Origin of the sequence: Fluviispira vulneris, assembly GCF_014281055.1 — a bacterium.
Lineage (GTDB): Bacteria > Bdellovibrionota_B > Oligoflexia > Silvanigrellales > Silvanigrellaceae > Silvanigrella > Silvanigrella vulneris.
Genome location: NZ_JACRSE010000001.1, coordinates 658674 through 675237, shown reverse-complemented (window position 1 = coordinate 675237; position 16564 = coordinate 658674). Strand labels below are relative to the sequence as shown.

The 16564-nt window shown below is 31.7% G+C and carries 14 protein-coding genes; 9 read left to right on the top strand and 5 right to left on the bottom strand.

Annotation, left to right across the window (positions count from 1 at the left end; genetic code table 11):
• Positions 1 to 4 precede the first annotated feature (4 nt).
• Entirely contained in the window at positions 5 to 631 is a 627-nt protein-coding gene (lspA, locus tag H7355_RS02640; protein WP_186644857.1) for a signal peptidase II, read from the bottom strand.
• Between the two features lie 155 nt (positions 632 to 786).
• Here lspA and H7355_RS02635 point away from each other — a divergent pair, with 155 nt between their 5' ends.
• Positions 787 to 2862 (top strand): hypothetical protein, encoded by a 2076-nt coding sequence (locus H7355_RS02635; RefSeq protein WP_186644855.1) that lies wholly within the window; start codon positions 787 to 789, stop codon positions 2860 to 2862.
• Between the two features lie 31 nt (positions 2863 to 2893).
• Positions 2894 to 3598 carry a Crp/Fnr family transcriptional regulator gene (locus H7355_RS02630; protein WP_186644853.1) on the top strand — a complete coding sequence of 235 codons (705 nt, stop codon included), beginning with the start codon at positions 2894 to 2896 and terminating at the stop codon, positions 3596 to 3598.
• A gap of 161 nt (positions 3599 to 3759) precedes the next feature.
• Here H7355_RS02630 and H7355_RS02625 read toward each other — a convergent pair whose 3' ends face one another.
• Complete coding sequence (locus tag H7355_RS02625; protein ID WP_186644851.1) at positions 3760 to 4305, bottom strand: TetR/AcrR family transcriptional regulator; 546 nt, start codon at positions 4303 to 4305, stop codon at positions 3760 to 3762.
• A gap of 209 nt (positions 4306 to 4514) precedes the next feature.
• On the opposite strand from H7355_RS02625, the gene H7355_RS02620 reads away from it, so the two are divergent.
• The 6 genes from H7355_RS02620 (at position 4515) to rlmN (ending at position 13459) form a co-directional block, all read left to right on the top strand.
• Positions 4515 to 5732, top strand: a complete 1218-nt coding sequence (locus H7355_RS02620; protein ID WP_186644849.1) for an alpha/beta fold hydrolase — start codon at positions 4515 to 4517, stop codon at positions 5730 to 5732.
• Between the two features lie 624 nt (positions 5733 to 6356).
• Positions 6357 to 8396: a hypothetical protein gene (locus H7355_RS02615; RefSeq protein ID WP_186644847.1), complete on the top strand. Its 2040-nt coding sequence runs from the start codon at positions 6357 to 6359 to the stop codon at positions 8394 to 8396.
• A gap of 237 nt (positions 8397 to 8633) precedes the next feature.
• Positions 8634 to 10133, top strand: a complete 1500-nt coding sequence (locus H7355_RS02610; protein ID WP_186644846.1) for a carboxypeptidase M32 — start codon at positions 8634 to 8636, stop codon at positions 10131 to 10133.
• Between the two features lie 334 nt (positions 10134 to 10467).
• Complete coding sequence (locus H7355_RS02605) at positions 10468 to 11409, top strand: ribose-phosphate pyrophosphokinase (protein WP_186644845.1); 942 nt, start codon at positions 10468 to 10470, stop codon at positions 11407 to 11409.
• A gap of 9 nt (positions 11410 to 11418) precedes the next feature.
• Positions 11419 to 12336, top strand: coding sequence for an alpha/beta fold hydrolase (locus H7355_RS02600; RefSeq protein WP_186644844.1), 918 nt, complete (start codon positions 11419 to 11421; stop codon positions 12334 to 12336).
• A 7-nt stretch (positions 12337 to 12343) separates the two neighbouring features.
• Positions 12344 to 13459 carry a 23S rRNA (adenine(2503)-C(2))-methyltransferase RlmN gene (rlmN, locus tag H7355_RS02595; protein ID WP_186644843.1) on the top strand — a complete coding sequence of 372 codons (1116 nt, stop codon included), beginning with the start codon at positions 12344 to 12346 and terminating at the stop codon, positions 13457 to 13459.
• Between the two features lie 65 nt (positions 13460 to 13524).
• Here the strand turns inward: rlmN and H7355_RS02590 are convergent, their stop codons facing one another.
• The gene (locus H7355_RS02590) at positions 13525 to 13800 is read right to left on the bottom strand and encodes a hypothetical protein (RefSeq protein WP_186644833.1); all 276 of its coding nucleotides are present in this window, start codon (positions 13798 to 13800) and stop codon (positions 13525 to 13527) included.
• A gap of 290 nt (positions 13801 to 14090) precedes the next feature.
• Positions 14091 to 14819, bottom strand: coding sequence for an aspartate/glutamate racemase family protein (locus H7355_RS02585; RefSeq protein WP_186644831.1), 729 nt, complete (start codon positions 14817 to 14819; stop codon positions 14091 to 14093).
• Between the two features lie 157 nt (positions 14820 to 14976).
• Here H7355_RS02585 and H7355_RS02580 point away from each other — a divergent pair, with 157 nt between their 5' ends.
• A complete protein-coding gene (locus H7355_RS02580) occupies positions 14977 to 15795 on the top strand; it encodes a substrate-binding periplasmic protein (RefSeq protein ID WP_186644823.1) in 819 nt (272 codons plus the stop codon).
• On the opposite strand, the gene H7355_RS02575 is transcribed toward H7355_RS02580, so the two are convergent.
• On the bottom strand, positions 15792 to 16496 hold the full coding sequence (locus H7355_RS02575) for a hypothetical protein (RefSeq protein WP_186644821.1): 705 nt from the start codon (positions 16494 to 16496) through the stop codon (positions 15792 to 15794). The genes H7355_RS02580 and H7355_RS02575 overlap by 4 nt on opposite strands.
• Between the last annotated feature and the right edge of the window lie 68 nt (positions 16497 to 16564).

Genomic DNA, 16564 nt, shown 5'->3' with positions numbered 1-16564 from the left:
GGTGTCAATCTTTTTTGAGTTTTCTTAATTTTCTTGCTTGTAATTCTTCACGCACAGTATCGATGAGAAGAATAATCACCCCAATCGTTACACAGCAATCAGCAATATTAAAAACAGGATAATCGTATTGCCAACTCAATAAACTCCATTCTACATGAATCCAGTCTATTACATAATGTAACCACATACGGTCTATGAAATTTCCTGCAGCCCCGGCAAAAATAAATGCAATACCTAGGCGTGTGAATGTCAGATCGGCTTTTGTTTTAAAAAAGAAAATCAAGATAACAATCATAGCAACTATTGTTAAGATAAAAAAGAAGTATGGTCGAATATTTTCTGGTAAATTTCCTAGAAACCCCCATGCTGCGCCTGTATTTCTTACATAAGTTGTGTTAAAATCGAGCCAATTTATAGGAGAGCCCAGTGTAAAAATATGCTGTGAGCTTGGTGAATAAGTGCGGATATCAGTAGCAGATGAGCTTACCAAAAAATGTTTTTCAGACCAAAGTTTGGTAGATTGATCCAATAAAATAAAACCAATGCACAAAAAGAAAAAACCAAGCAAAGAACGTTTAGGAGACTTTATCGTAACAGGAGCTGAGAGGATGTCTGAGGAATCTTTTTGCATTTATAATCCTTTGAAAAAAAAATCAAACAAGCATATAATTAATGCAAATTGCATATATAGGCAAGTATTCAAGTCAAATAAATAGAGAAAGGTTACTCTTTCTTCCTTGAACAGAATGAGATATTAATAATTAATCTTTAATGAGTAGGTCTAAAATGAGTGAATTTCTTAATGCCGATATTTTGAAACTTATGGTCAAACAAAAACAAGCCCTCATAACCGTCAATCCAAAATTGCAAAGTTTTTTTATTGATATTTATTTTTCGAATCCAAATATTAAAAATAATTTACCTTTTTTACCAATTCGCTGCTTTCGCGATTTTAATTTGCATGTTGGCACTGAACTAGATGAAAATACCATTTTTTACTCAAGTGGTAGCACAAATATAATTCAAGCCAAACATACTTTTACTCCTCAGAGATTAGATTTGTATGCTAAACATTCTCTTGAAGGATTTAAGCGCTTTTTAAAAAAGCAAAATCTTGATAAAAATATACCAATCATCAGTCTTATTCCTCCAAAGGAAATTTGGAATAAAAGTTCATTAGCAGCAATGATTTCTATGTATAAAAGCTATGGAGTTAACATAATATATTGTGATGTAGAAAAAGATTGTACGAATCTAATTAAGTTATTATCGAATAGCTCTGCATACAATCAGGTGGTTATTTTTGGTACAACATTTCATCATCTGCTTGTGACAGAATATGTGCAGAAAAATAAAATAGATAAATTATTTAAAGGAAATAAATTGGTACTTATAGATACAGGAGGTACCAAAGGAAGAACACAACATTTTTCTCTTGAAGAAGTAAAAGTTATTTTTAAAAAAACTTATGGATCAGTGAATGATTTTTTATTTTTATCTGAATATGGTATGTGTGAATTAGCTTCTCAAGCTTGGTCATATAAATCTCCGCATGATGGAACATTTATATGCAATAAGACTCTAGTGCCAATAGCAATTAATTTAAAAGAAAGAAAAATTTTAAAAGTAAATGAAGTTGGTTTTTTAGGTTTCATTGATTCACTGAATATGGAGTCATGGCCTTCTATAATAACAGAGGATATAGGTTCCGTTATCGATCAAGAAGAAGGAGTTTTTAAATTAAATGGAAGATCTCCTGATGCGACTTTAAAAGGTTGTAGTTTAAATGTGAGAGAATCATTTTTCTTTTCTGAATTTGACTTTGATACAGAAGCTCCTCAGGCACAACCAATAAAGACAACAGCTTTAGAAAATTTTTATTCACCTTCAGATGTATTTAGTTTTATTGAAACTTTAGATTCAAAAGCTTGGACTTCTTTTTGTTGGGCCGATTTATCCACGACTCTATTTTCTTGGAATGAATCTGAAATAAAAAATCATGAGAAATTAAAAGGTAAAAATATATTAATTATATCTTCGGCAAATATACCGATCACGTGGGTCTATCCAGCGCGTATTGCTCAACTGTTAGGAGCAAATTCAGTGCATATTAAATTGCCATCATTGCGCAACGATGATCTCGCTGCGAATCGAGTGAGGGCAAAAATTGAAGATTTAGCGAATAAATTGGCAGCTTATTTATATCCAACCCAAATTGTCGTTGAAAAATCAAGAAATTTATCGAATGACCTCTCTTATTTTGATGCTGCTATTGTTTTCGGCACAAATATTACCATAGAAACATTTACAAAAAAATTAAAAAATTCTAAAACTTATCTAATTCCTCAGGGCGATGTAAAAAACAGTTTGAAAGTTGGACTGCAATACTCTACGGAAGAAGTTGCAAAACTTTGTAGCCTTTGGTTAGGAAGAGGATGTTTAACTCCCATCTGCCTCTTTATGAGTGGTCGATCGGAAGAACAAACTCATGATTGGCTTAAAGAATTTCAGCAAGTGCTTGAGCAGAATTTTATGGAACGCTTTCGATTAGAAGGTTTACCTAAAGATTTTATTCATTCGACTCATCTTCTCTATACCGAGTCGATCGTAAAAAACCTAGGTCTCGACCCAAATGAAGCAGTTTTTTCAGGGAAAATAGCTCAAGTTATCAATCTGACAAAATTGAGTGCGGAAGAGATCCTTCGCAGTCGTCTTGATTTTTCTTTTGGTGGATGTGGATTCGTTTTTGCATTAGATGAATCACTGAAGTCAATATTCCCTCAGTTTGCTAGTGAGAAAGTTGTACCAACATTGACTGATAAGCATGGGGGCAAAACTTGGGAAGAGTGGTTTGATTTTTAAAGAATAATTTTTTAGCAGTAAGGATTTGCATGTGAAAAAAAATCCAAAAGGACATTCATTTAAAAAGTTTGCCTCTTTTTTTCCAACACTCAACGAAGAAGAAATTGAATTATTATACCAAAGTTCTTCTGAGCTCTCTGTAAAGAAAGAGCAAAATATTTTTATTGCGGGAGAAAAATCTTATTCAATATATTTGATTGTTTCTGGTTGTGTAAAATTTACCCGTGAATTTGAAAAAGATAAAACAATTATCAGTTCTCTCGCAAAAGAAGGTGATAGTTTTGGAGTGCTCGAAATATTTTCAAAATCGCCTTATTTTGAAAGAACATGTACTGCAATAACTCATTGTGATTACTTTGCAGTACCGAACGTTGCCATTTTTGGCATTGCGGAGAAAAATCCCTCCTTATATTTTGATTTCTTAAAACGTTTAAGCAGCGTTTCTTCTCGCTTATACAATAGAATTGAAGGTGTACGTTACAAATCTGCAAAACAAAGGTTAGCTTCTTGTTTTCTAGATTTCTCGCCCTATTTGAAAAATAAATCGCTCTATAAAAAAGCCCTGCTGAGTCGCAGTGATTTTGCCGATTTGGCAGACATGACACCCGAAACAGTGAGTCGCGTGTTTGCAGAACTCAAACGTTTGGGGGCAGTTGAAGGTAGTATTTCTGATTTTAATATTCTTGATCAAAATATATTGAAAGAAATATCTGAATTTAATAATCTAAGAAATTAGATAAAAAATAAGGTATATTTATTACAACGGTCCCCAATTCATTGGGCACATATTATATTTGAATTTTGATTCTGTACAGGACTCATAATTGCAAGTTTTGAATGAAGTGCACGATGCTTATAATCGTAAAACTGATCATCAAAATGTTCGAAAACCCAATCCTATTTATTTTGTAAAATACTTTGAATTACTAAGAATTGCTGTGCAAAAATATTATTATCTTCTAGAATTCTTGACTGAATTAATGCGCCTTGTAATAAACTTAATGCTGTTTGTGCCTTTCTTGCAGCATTTTCTTCACTATGTCCAAATTCTTTTGACATTTTATAAAAAATATTGGTTAAATTTAGGAGAATATTTTTTGACTCTATGAAAAAATTATTATTTGAACAGTTATCAATCGTCATGACATCAAGTAAACAAGCATTTTTTCCATTTTGATAAAATTCTGATAAAATATTTACCAGTTTTTCTAATTTTTTCTCAGGAAGAAGATCTGAATCCATCAGAGAGTCTAAATCATTTTTTATCCATTCACTTGCTGCTTTCATAACTTCTAATGCCATTTCTTTTTTACCACTTGGAAAATAGTGGTAAAGACTGGCTTTACCTAAACCAGTTGCTTCTGAAATTTGCCTCAAGCTTAAGCCTTCATAGCCAAACTTTCGGAATTCATTTATAAGTTTCTGTATTATCTGATTTTTCAACGTCTTACCATCCTTACTACAAGTGCACCAAATATTTGGTTCAAAAAACTTGACCAATTATAATTTCCATGTCAGAAAAAAATTGCACCGAATGTTCGGTTCATTTGCGAACTATATATAATTTCTACGTTGACGTAAAGTATTTTTCAATATTTTAAATTCAATATATTAATTTGTTAAATAAATTTATTAAATTAAAGGGTTAATAGATGAGAGGATTTTTTAAAATTATTTTCAAATCAACAGTAATATTTTTTAGTACGACTTCATGTGTTTTTGCTGCGGAAAAAAAATCTCCAATTATTTTAATCCACTCTGAATTCTTAGGACCTTGGTCTATGGAGCTTGTTGCTAAAGAATTACGCAGTAATGGTTATAGCGTTATTATACCTGCATTGCCTAATCTCAAAAATGATAGTCATATTTCTTCAGTTAAAAGCATAACCTTTGATGATTATGTCAATACAATTGTAAATGAATTGGACAAGCAGAATGGAAAGGCTATTTTATTAGGTCAAGGATTTTCTGGAACAATAATTAGTGAAGCTGCCGAAAAAAGACCAGAAAAAATAAAGACATTAATATATTTGGCAGGAGGTTTACTACCAAAAGATACATCCTATTATGATATTATTATAAATTCAGATTCTCTTTTAAAGAGAAATTTAATAATAAATGATGCCAATGGAACTATCACAGTAAATAGTGATAATTTACAAGAGACATTTGCTCAAGATTTTTCTAACGAAAATTTAAAACTCATTGAAAAATTTAATATTTCTAGTCCAATGCTACCTTTTCTACATAGAGTCGTAATGAGTGAAGAAAAATCTGGTAAAATACCAAAATATTATATTCAGACATTAAGAGATAATGCTCTTCCTCAAAGTGAGCAAAAATATATGTATTCTAACACCCAAGTGAAACAAGTATTTTCAATTACTTCAGGACATTTTCCTAATTTGTCCCAGCCTCAAAAAGTAGCAGATATTATTAAAACTATAAATATTATAGAAAATAATCCTGTTGCGAAGAATACTGAGCTCAAAGTCACAAAAGATATTATTGCTGCTACAGATAACTGGGAAAGAGGTTTCAATCTTGATGCAGAAAATAAAATTGCAAAAAATACTATCAGTGTTTACTCTGAAGATGCAATACTTCAGTCGATTCCAGTTTCCTTTGGAAATGCTGAGGGTAAAGGTAATATTCAGAAATATTGGCAAACTGTTTTAAATACTGGCGCTAATAATATGAAATATCTTGATAGAAAAGTTATTGTGGTAGATGAAAATACAGCATTATTAAGCTCACCTTGGTCTATGAATAAATTTAAAGGTATAATAACTTTGGAAAAATGGATTAAGAAGAATAATAATTGGACTCTAGTTGAAGACAATTTTGAGGCTACCGAGTTTTTAAATTAATTTTCAAGTATTCTAAAAAAGTCAAAGCAAGAGCAAAACCTTTTGCTTTTGCATTAGATGTTTAACTTTTCATTCCTTTTAATTGATATTGTTGTTCGTGGATGTTTGAGCTACTAAATTGTTTTTACTATAGATATCAGACAGTCATCCAAATTAAAATTCATTTAAAATATAGGTAATTCTTTTAAAATCACCAATTATTTCATCAAAATAAAAAAATATTGGTAAAATATTTTGAATAGAAATAAGCTCTATTGGTATTTAATTATATAGAAAATATATCTAAAATAACCAGTATTTTATAATTTGACAATTTAAAAAAATAATTTTAATATTTTTTTGTTGGAAAAAATATTGTAAATTTATTTTCTGTATTTTTCTAAATATAAAAAAATATATATCTTCCAGGTTGAGAATTGCAAAGTAAATTAAGGCTATGAAAATATAATCAGTCATTATTTTCTATTAGAGATTCTTTTTTAGTTCGATGATATATATATTATCGATTTTAAGTAATTTTGTATCCTTAATTTATAATTTTTGGAATTCCAATCTAAGATTTTTTGTTACTTAAAATTTTCCAATAAATATTTTTAGACATATATTATTTTAGGGAGTATTGTTATGAAAAAAACTCTTGTCTGTTTCTACATTTTTATTTTTTCAAGCGCACAACCGTTATATGCTAGAATAGGGGATGCTAGTGAAGACATAAAATTTAAACATGCTTTAGATCCTGAAGTAGACGAAGAAGCGCAAATTCCACCTCCACAAAGACACATACCAAATTTAGTTTATAGAGCTTCTATAACACCACCAAGTCAAATTGCTATTAATGGTGGATTCCCTTACCCACCAAATAGTCAAAATATTGATTTATCAAACTATGTGAACCATCATTATTTGTATTTAACAAATATAGTACCCCCATTACAATATTCTTACTTAGAATATAATTTCCCAGCAGCAAGCAGCAATAGCGAGCGTTTAATTAGTCAGTTTGAAATTGATAGAGAATATTTGCGTACAACACCAACTGTTCAATACCCTATAGTAGACTACTACAATTACTTTAATGCAATTAATTTTGCTTCAAGAAACCCTGCGCATCCTGCATTCACTGCAACTTATTCAAACCCGGCCTATGCATTAAGAGATGCTTTTTATTATGTTGCCGCATATAGTCGTTACTTTATGAACAGCCCAACAATAATGACAATTTACTTATATGCTATTAGACCCAATGAAAGCTTTGTCAGTGTCACAGATACTTACCGAAGAGAATTAGAAAACTTAAGAAATGATCCAGCTCGAGTGAATGATTTTGAGCATTTGGAGCGATTAAATGATTTATACACACAAGAAGATCAATATTTGGCTTTGGGTAGAATTTCGACAAATCAAATTGCGTATGTAGATTCATACTATTATGATTATTCAAGCCGATCTTATAGATATAGATATTTAGATGGCTCTGGAAATATTAATAGAGAAACGTTTGAAACATTTAGTAATACACCAGCAAACCTATATCCAAATGATTTTCCAATTGGCACTATTCCAAATATTGTTCCACAACAAAATGTGAGTGAACCTGTTTCTGTTTGTTACATTGAACCACAATCATCTCATAATAACACAGCTGAGCGGCAACGCAGATATGCGATTTTATCAATTACTGATAAGGAACTATTAACTAGTAATTCATGCTTAAATGAACCACTTGCAAATTTCAAAAATATATTTGATGAAAAAAGCATTCACATCGCTATCAGCGACATGCAGGGAAATAAGTACTGTTTAGATACAAAAAACTATTATTTATCCTTTAATGCTAAATGTGATGATTCTGTAAAATGGTTATACACAGAAGCAGGACAATTAATAAGTGGTGTCTTTGATGGAAAAAACCAACAAATTTATTGTTTAACTAAACCATTATCAACTGATACCAAGAATACAAGACCACGAATGGAAATCTGTGATTTAAGCAAAAATGAGCAGAGATGGTATTTAAACCAAGATAAAAATAATAATTATATTTTCAATACAGAATTAGCAGATAATTTAAATTTAAATGATTCTGAAAGCTATCTTAATATCTCAGAGAATAAATCAAATTATAAAATACTGAATTATGATACAATTTCTAAAAATATCTCACCAAAATATACTCAGTTCAGTATTTCATTAAGTCTAAAAGATGAACATGAATATGAAATATATCCCACTTTTAATGGATATTTAAAATTGGATAAAAAAGAAAATCTTTTAAAATCTGGTTATATAAATTATTATAATGCACATAATAACGCCATATTTTCAAATTACGGATTTTCAAAAACGGTCGGTCCCCAAGTTTGTTATGCTTCACTATTAATTGAAAACGAAGGAAGTAGTTGGGACTATGCTGAAAATAAATATTGCTCAACAATAGGTGAAGTTGAGCATGAATTTAAATGGTTCTTTGCTTTGAAAAACGATGAATTACTCATTCATGATTTTGGCAAAAATACATTGAGATATAGTACATCTCGATACTTCTATATCGGTGGTAAGAATTGGTACGATTCTTCAAGATATAAAGTGCCTAGTTTTGCTAGTGCTGGCTCCTCAAGCAATTTGAAACAAAATTTTTCAGTTGCCAATTTAAATATTCATTAACTGAATAATAACTCACCGGCCTTTTATTAATTATGCAATCATTTATAAAAATATTTTAAATATTTAAAATATTTTTATAAATTTTATAACAATGATAAAGTTAAGCATTAATGTTTTATGTTAAAAATAATTAAAGTTAAAAATTAAATAAAATTAATGGACGAATTATTTTAAAAAAAATTTTCATCGCTTATTTTTTGTTATATTCTCTTTTATTGTATTTGGAGGGGATTAAACATGACTCAACATGAAAAATTTAAAATATTAAGAGAGCAATTTGCTGAAATAACAGATTTGCGAGCAGCATCGTCGGTTTTGTATTGGGATCAAAATACTTACATGCCTCCTCAAGGAGCAGAATCAAGAGGGCGACAAATGGCGACTTTACGTAAGGTTGCCCATGAAAAAGTTGCAAGCGCACAAGTTGAGAAATTATTAGATGATTTAGATGGTTTTGAAAAAGATTTTCCCTATGAGTCAGATGAAGCTTCTTTTCTTCGTCTGGCACGGAGAGAATTTGATTTAGCAACAAAAGTTCCTGCCGACTTTATTTCGGAAATTGTTCAGCATTTTTCTATATGCTATGAGGCTTGGATAAGAGCAAAAGATGAAAGTAATTTTAAATTAATAGAGCCATTTTTAGAAAAATCTGTTGATCATTCTCATAAGTATTCTCAGTTTTTTCCGCATAAACACGTTTTAGACCCCTTAATTGCAGAGCATGATTATGGTTTTACTACAGAAAGTATCACAAATATTTTTTCTGAATTAAGATCAGAACTTGTACCATTTGCTAAAGATATAATATCTGAAAAAAAAGTGGAGTTTGAATTTTTAAATAAAATGTATCCAAAAAAAATTCAGCAGTTGTTTGTAGAGAAAATCTTAACTGAGATAGGTTATGATTTTTCACGTGGGCGCCTTGATCTTACTCATCATCCTTTTATGATCTCTTTTTCACGTGGAGATATTCGTATTACCAATCGGTATGATGAAAATAATTTTAACGATAGTCTTTTTGGTGCAATTCATGAATTGGGACATGCATTTTATGAATTGGGTAATGCAAAAGAATTGGATGGTAATATTCTTTTTGGAGGAACCTCTGCAGGAGTCCATGAAAGTCAATCGCGTCTATGGGAAAATATAGTTGGGAGAAGTAAGGAGTTTTGGGAATATTTTTATAAAGATTTTCAAATGCTTTTTCCAGAACAATTAAAAAATGTTTCGTTGCATACTTTTTATGCTAGCATTAATAATGTAACACCTTCTTTAATACGTACAGAAGCCGATGAAGTAACCTACAATTTACATGTGATGATTCGTTTTGACCTTGAAAAACAACTCTTAGAAGGGAAACTTAAGGTTAAAGATTTACCTGAAGCATGGAACGCTCGTTATTTAAGTGATTTGGGAGTTAAAGTCCCTAATGATTCACATGGTTGCTTGCAAGATGTGCATTGGTTTGCGGGATTGGTTGGTGGTTGTTTCCAAGGATATACTTTAGGTAACTTAATGAGCGCACAATTTTTTGATGTTGCATCCGCAGCTCTGCCAAATCTTAAAAATGACATTAAAAATGGAAATTTTGCCGAACTGCAAAAGTGGTTGATAGAAAATATTTATTGTCATGGAAAAAAATTTACAGGTCCTGAGATCTTAAAAAAGGTAACAAAGAAAGACTTAAATATCGCAAATTATATGAATTATCTTAAGAGAAAATTTCCTATCAAATAATTGACGATCCAGAAAGTTTTAATTGTTTAAAAATTTGCTAAACCGTCGAAAGTATGTGTAGCGGCTCACAGTCGTCAAGCAAACGACCTTCAGGAGGAAGGTGAAAAGGAAACCTAATTTGTGCCATTGTTTAGCAAGGCACTTTGGACATCAGCTTTGAAATCAGTTGATTTGCCTAAGGATGGGTTCAGATTCTCAGGATGGAATCTTGGTTGCGGTTTGCAAGAAAACTGTGCTCCGCTTTTTTTATAATCGGTTGCATTTAGATGATTTTGCCGTTACAGAGTAAAGGTCTATGTGTCATTATTTTACTCTATTTTAGCGGGTTAATCATATGGAAAGTGAACTCCTTATATTTTCAGGCAATGCAAATCATGAATTGGCTCATAAAATATGTCAATATCTAGATGTTCCAATTGGAACTGCTCTCATTGGTCGGTTTTCTGATGGAGAAACTCGTATTGAAATTGAAAGCAATGTGAGAGGGCGGGATGTCTTTATTATTCAGCCTACTTGTGCACCGACGAACGAAAATGTCATGGAACTTCTCATCATGATCGATGCCCTGAGACGAGCCAGTGCTCAGCGTATCACTGCGGTTATCCCATATTATGGGTACAGTCGCCAAGAACGCAAAAGTGCTCCAAGAACGCCGATTACGGCAAAATTGATTGCCGATCTTCTCGTCAGTGCTGGTGTAAACCGCATTCTTACCATAGAGCTCCACACGGGAGCTATTCAAGGCTTCTTTAACCTTCCGGTCGATCATCTCTTCAGTAAACCCGTCTTTGTTGAACACTTTAGTAAAATGAATTTACAAAATGTCATCACAGTTTCACCCGATGCAGGTGGTGTTGAGCGTGCAAGAGCACTCGCTAAAGTTTTGGGTTGCGGACTGGCCATAGTCGATAAGCGACGTGATCGCCCGGGAGTTTCACAAGTAATGAATTTAATTGGAGATGTTAAGGATAAAACCGCTATCCTCGTCGATGATATCTGTGACACAGCTGGATCATTGACTTCAGCGGCTGCCGTTCTAAGAGAAAGAGGAGCTATTAAAATTTATGCAGCCATAACCCATGGAGTTCTTTCTGGCCCTGCCATTTCCCGTTTAAATGATAGCTGTATAGAGAAACTTTATATCACCGATACCATTCCTTTAAGTGCTGAGGCTAAAAAGTGCCCTAAAATTGAAGTGTTAAGTGTATCTGAGCTTTTAGGTAAGGCAATTCGTCGTATTCACAACTCAGATTCTATCAGCAATCTTTTTATTTGAGGGCAGAGAGTGGACATCGACTATCTTGAATTTTCTTCCTTGCCTCTTTCCCTATTCGATGTTTGTCTGAAAGACGAAGCAGGTCTTCAGTTTTTAGAATTTGAGGGAGCTCGAATTGCGTTTGACTTTATACCTGCGCAAGAAGCCTGCCATCGGCTGCTTATTTTGGTGAATGGCTATCAGCGCACGCGCCAAGATTTTAGAGCTTTTCGTAAAAAAATTGAAAAGATATCTCCAAACACGGCGACCCTTTCGCTCGACAACCGTTTTTCGGGTGAAACACTAGATACTGGTGACGACAAACTTACAGTTGAGAGAATGGCACGAGATGTCAGCGCGTTAGCTGCTATTTATTGCAAAAAACTCAATCTCACTGCCTTTTCTCTTCTTGGTATCAGTATGGGTGGAATGATTGTCCAAACCTTAGCTGCTTACAATGGAAATGTGGATAAGCTTTTTCTTGTAAGCACCACTGCTGGGGGAAGCGGTCGTAAATGGCCAGTTCAGGTAACAGATCCGAAAGAGCTTAAGTATAAGAATCCTTATGTAACTTTAGAGTCTACAAAAGAACAGATGGCTCGTTACTTTGGCAAAAGATTTTTGCAAGGATCACCATTGCTTTTTGATATGATGTGCAAATCTATTTTAAAAGCTCGAGCAGAAAATGAAGCTAGCAGTGATAAATCTGCAGAAATTCAATTTTATACATCAGCTATTTTTGATGGGACATCTTTTCTTACAAAGATAAAAGCAAAAACTTTTATTATTTCTGGAGATGAAGATCATATTATTCCATTAGAAAATTCTCTTTATTTAAAGTCGAATATTGAGAATTCTGTTTTGAAAGTCTATGAGGGAATTGGGCATCTTATTCTCATAGAAGAAGCCGATAAATTTGTTCAAGATGTGAGTGAGTTTTTAGTTTAAGGGTATTATGAATAAGAAAATTGCTCTTTTGATGAGCGAAAAAGATTGGGCTGAATGGTTTATTTCTAAAGGTGACAAGGGCTTTAGAGCACGACAATTGATCGATTGGTTGTTCTTGCGTCATTGTTTTTCTCCCCAAGATTTTTCAAATATTCCTAAATTATTACGTGATTTATTGGCTCAAGAATTTGATTGGTCTATTCCTGAAATAGATACAATTTTAGCATCTGAAGATGGCAGTGAAAAAATATTACTTAAATTATACGATGGTCGGTTTTCTGAATGTGTACTTATGCCATCTGACAATAGAGTAACATTATGTATAAGCAGTCAAGTGGGCTGTCGCATGGCCTGTACTTTTTGCCAAACGGGTAAAATGGGTTTAAGTCGTAATTTATCGATGGGTGAAATATTAATTCAAATTGTCATTGCCAATAAGAGACTTATAGAACGCAATATCTTAGAAAGAAAAGTAACTAATATCGTTTTTATGGGGATGGGTGAACCGCTCGATAATTATGACAATGTGGTTGCTGCTTGTAAATTAATGGTCGATCCAAAAATATTTGGTCTTTCAAAACATAAGGTCACAGTTTCAACTTCAGGACTTTTGCCTGAAATTACTCGTTTGGGTCAAGATGTGCCTGTGGCACTTGCTATTTCTTTGCATTCACCTGATGAAGAACAGAGATCATCTATGATGCCTGTTAATAAAAAATATTCATTGGCTGAAATGAAGAAAGTCTTGCTTGAATATCCGGTGCAGACACGTCACGGAATTACTTTTGAATATGTTATGATCAAAGGAGTCAATGACTCAATGACACATGCAAAAAAATTGGTTAAATTTCTGCATGGGATGAAAGCAAAAGTAAATCTTATACCTATGAATCCACATCCCGGAGCAGATAACATGGTTGCAACTGATTATGACCGTATGCGCGATTTTCAAAAATATTTATCTGATAGATCCATTCCAGCACCTGTTCGTTACAGTCGTGGACAAGATGTCAGTGCTGCTTGTGGACAATTAGCTTCGAAAAGAAAAGAAGAACTCGATTTACCTCCAAGAACCGTTGCTCTCGCTAGAAGACGGGAATATCTCGATTCAAAACAAAAATAAAAGATCGAATATATTGTTGGAAGTTGACTTTCTCTAGATATGACTCGCTTGTCGAAAATATATTCTCAATGATAAAGGCCTGTTGGTTTTATATTTTGTAATTCTCCTTCGTTTGAGTCAGTCTGCTCTTGCTCTGTTTTATTTTCAAACATATTTTCAAGCTTACTTTTCCTAATATCTTCAGCTTCTTGTGCTGTCGTTGCAACATCAAGTAAATTTACAAATTTCTCTAATATTTTATAATAGAGTGGAAGATTAACTATTCTTAAATCAGAACGATTGAGCATTTTCAAAATACCGATTAATTCACTTTGTAATAAATCACTTGTAGAATTTTTCATTTTGATACCTTAAAAAAAATTATTTTTAGACATTGAAAGTACCTTATCCTATAGATCGAGAATCGTCAAATTTTTTATATCAATTATTATTATATGTTAGTGGTCTTGGTTAGAGCAATTATCTGAATAAATTTTAATTAAAATAAATGGTTAGGCGCTATTTTTTAAGAAATCAAGCTTTTTTTTAAGTTACTGAAAAAGAAAGGTTATTTTACACGAAAAAAAATGAAAAATGAATGGAGAAAATATTTGTTAGCACTGTTAAAAAGTACAAAATGCAATTAAATATTTTATCCAAATTTTAAAATGTTTTGCTGATTTAATAATAGGTACTTTTTTACGCAAGCAGAAGCAAGGACATCATAAGAATCTGTAATATGAGCAAAGAGCTCACTTCCTTCATATTTTAGACAGTGAGAGATCTCGCTATTGGTATTAATAATGCTATCGCAATTGTTTTCTATGCAATAATTACAAATTTTTTTCCAAAGTTTTAATGAATGAGAAGATAAACCTGTTTGTTTTAATGAAATAATAAGTTGTGAAACATTATCTTGTAATTCATCATTATGAAAAAAATGTATATTATTTTTCTCTAATTCTATTTGATAAGATCCATTATCAATTGTTGAGTTAGCTGCAAGTAAAGCTAATTTATGATTATCTCTTGGCAGTGATTCAATTGTCTCATTTACAATATTTAATATTGGAATATTTATTATCTCTTTTATATAGTCAAAATAATGGTGAATATAATTGCTTGGTACTGCAAGAATATGAATCTGAGCATTTTTTAATCTATCAATTCCTCGATATAAGTGTTCTTTGATAATTTCGTTATCGCCTGTTTTGTTTGAGAAAAATGGAATTGGCAAAGAATAGATCAGCATATGTGGTAGATCGGCATCAAGCTTTGCACCATATAATTTTTGACAAAAAGTAACTATTCTATCTAAAAACGGCGCTGTGGTTCTGGGGCCATGGCCAGTGAGAATACCTAAAACGATTTCAGTTGTCATAAGAATTTCCTCTTAACTTTTATTCTAATAGAATTTTGCTAAGATTAAAATGTCAAATTATTATACGATAAAACATGTGGAATTGTTGAATCTGAAAATATTGTAATTAAAATATTATTTAATCTATTGGGATTATATTCTATGAGGTATTTGATTCATGTATAAGAAAATTTTATATACCATTTTCTTAGTTCTATATTTAATAGCAACAGATCAGATTACATCGGCAAAGCAAAAAATTTTGATCTATGCAGATGATGGTTATCAACCCTATTCATATATTGAAAATGAAAATCCAGCTGGAATTTATTATAATATTTTGAAAGAGGCTTTTAGCAAACTAAAAGACTTTGAAGTTAAAATTGAAGCTGTTCCCTGGAAAAGAGGGTTGGCTGAAGTGGAAAAAGGAAATGTTTTAGCTATATATCCACCATATTATAGACCGGTAGAGAGAGCTTGGATGAAATACTCTGAAAAAATTTTAAATGAACAATTAGCATTATTTTGCAGAGCAACAAAGAGCATTTTAAAGAAAAAAAAGTGGCCAGAAGATTATAAAGGATTAACTGTGTCAAAAAACTCTGGCTTTGCTATGCCTAAAATTATCATGGATGCAGTTGCAAAAGAATATATATTTTTAAGTGAAACAAAAGAAACATATCAAAATTTAAGAAAAGTAATTGCGCATCATATTGATTGTTATGTGAATGATGATATTGCTATAGAAATTGAACTTGAAAAATTGCGAAGAGGTGGATTCTATAATCCTAATAGTCCTGAAGAAAAGATAATAAAAATAATGGATCTAAGCAAAGAGTTTGGATATATTGGTTTTTTGAAGACTCAACAAAGCAAGTTCCCATTTAAAGATAAATTTATTAAAGACATTAATGTTATAATTAATGACATGAAGAAGAATGGGAGGATTGAAGAAATAAAACAGAATTATATAAGTAAATTATCAAGTAATCTTTAAAAAATCCATCGCAGCGATAAAGGAAAAATTTTAAAATCAACAATATTTCTCCCAGAAGCAACACCTACTGAATCATAAGTATAGGCATAATAAATAGATACATGTGGTATTAAAAATAAATGTGAACTTAATTTCTTTGCATAAAGTTCTTCAAAATAAAGACTGATTCCTTTTTGTTCAGTTATAAGAGTGTTGGCTCCATTTGTTGTTGTTCTTTGATCATAATATAAATAAGATATTCTTGTTGTAAATTCAAGATCATTATCTTCTAATAGTGTGTGAAATATTTTAAGGTATGGCCCTATTAGAAAATTTGAAGAAATGAGTTTATAAACAGAAGAACCATTTCCTGAAGATTCTTCTCTTCGATTTAAGGAAAGAAATATACCAAATTCATTGCTTTTATTTAGTAATTTGCCAACAGAGAAGGAGCCATTTGTTGAGTTTTCATATACATTAATTGAGATTGAAGGACGAAAAATAAAATTTTGACTTGCAAAACAAAAATTAACTGCTGGTCGCCCAGTGAAAATTTGGTAACTTTCTCCAGAGTTGTCGCTATTATCAGCAGAAATTGTTTGGTAGTCAAAAAGAAATGTATCTAACTCAAAATAATCACACAAATGGGAGTGATCTTTGACCTGAGAATGTGAAGGCGGTGTAAATAAAAAAAATAATATTAAAATTACTGTATTTTTCATATATTTTCCTTATTATATATAAAAGCAACAGGTCAACGAAGAAAAATAAGTTACTGGCTAGATTTTTT

What these genes read in the sequence shown, in the direction of transcription:
- H7355_RS02620 (WP_186644849.1), top strand. Translation starts at nt 4,515, where the DNA reads ATGAGAGGATTTTTTAAAATTATTTTCAAATCAACAGTAATATTTTTT.
- H7355_RS02615 (WP_186644847.1), top strand. Translation starts at nt 6,357, where the DNA reads ATGAAAAAAACTCTTGTCTGTTTCTACATTTTTATTTTTTCAAGCGCA.
- lspA (WP_186644857.1), bottom strand. Translation starts at nt 631, where the DNA reads ATGCAAAAAGATTCCTCAGACATCCTCTCAGCTCCTGTTACGATAAAG.
- H7355_RS02590 (WP_186644833.1), bottom strand. Translation starts at nt 13,800, where the DNA reads ATGAAAAATTCTACAAGTGATTTATTACAAAGTGAATTAATCGGTATT.
- H7355_RS02605 (WP_186644845.1), top strand. Translation starts at nt 10,468, where the DNA reads ATGGAAAGTGAACTCCTTATATTTTCAGGCAATGCAAATCATGAATTG.
- H7355_RS02635 (WP_186644855.1), top strand. Translation starts at nt 787, where the DNA reads ATGAGTGAATTTCTTAATGCCGATATTTTGAAACTTATGGTCAAACAA.
- H7355_RS02575 (WP_186644821.1), bottom strand. Translation starts at nt 16,496, where the DNA reads ATGAAAAATACAGTAATTTTAATATTATTTTTTTTATTTACACCGCCT.
- H7355_RS02585 (WP_186644831.1), bottom strand. Translation starts at nt 14,819, where the DNA reads ATGACAACTGAAATCGTTTTAGGTATTCTCACTGGCCATGGCCCCAGA.
- H7355_RS02580 (WP_186644823.1), top strand. Translation starts at nt 14,977, where the DNA reads ATGTATAAGAAAATTTTATATACCATTTTCTTAGTTCTATATTTAATA.
- H7355_RS02610 (WP_186644846.1), top strand. Translation starts at nt 8,634, where the DNA reads ATGACTCAACATGAAAAATTTAAAATATTAAGAGAGCAATTTGCTGAA.
- rlmN (WP_186644843.1), top strand. Translation starts at nt 12,344, where the DNA reads ATGAATAAGAAAATTGCTCTTTTGATGAGCGAAAAAGATTGGGCTGAA.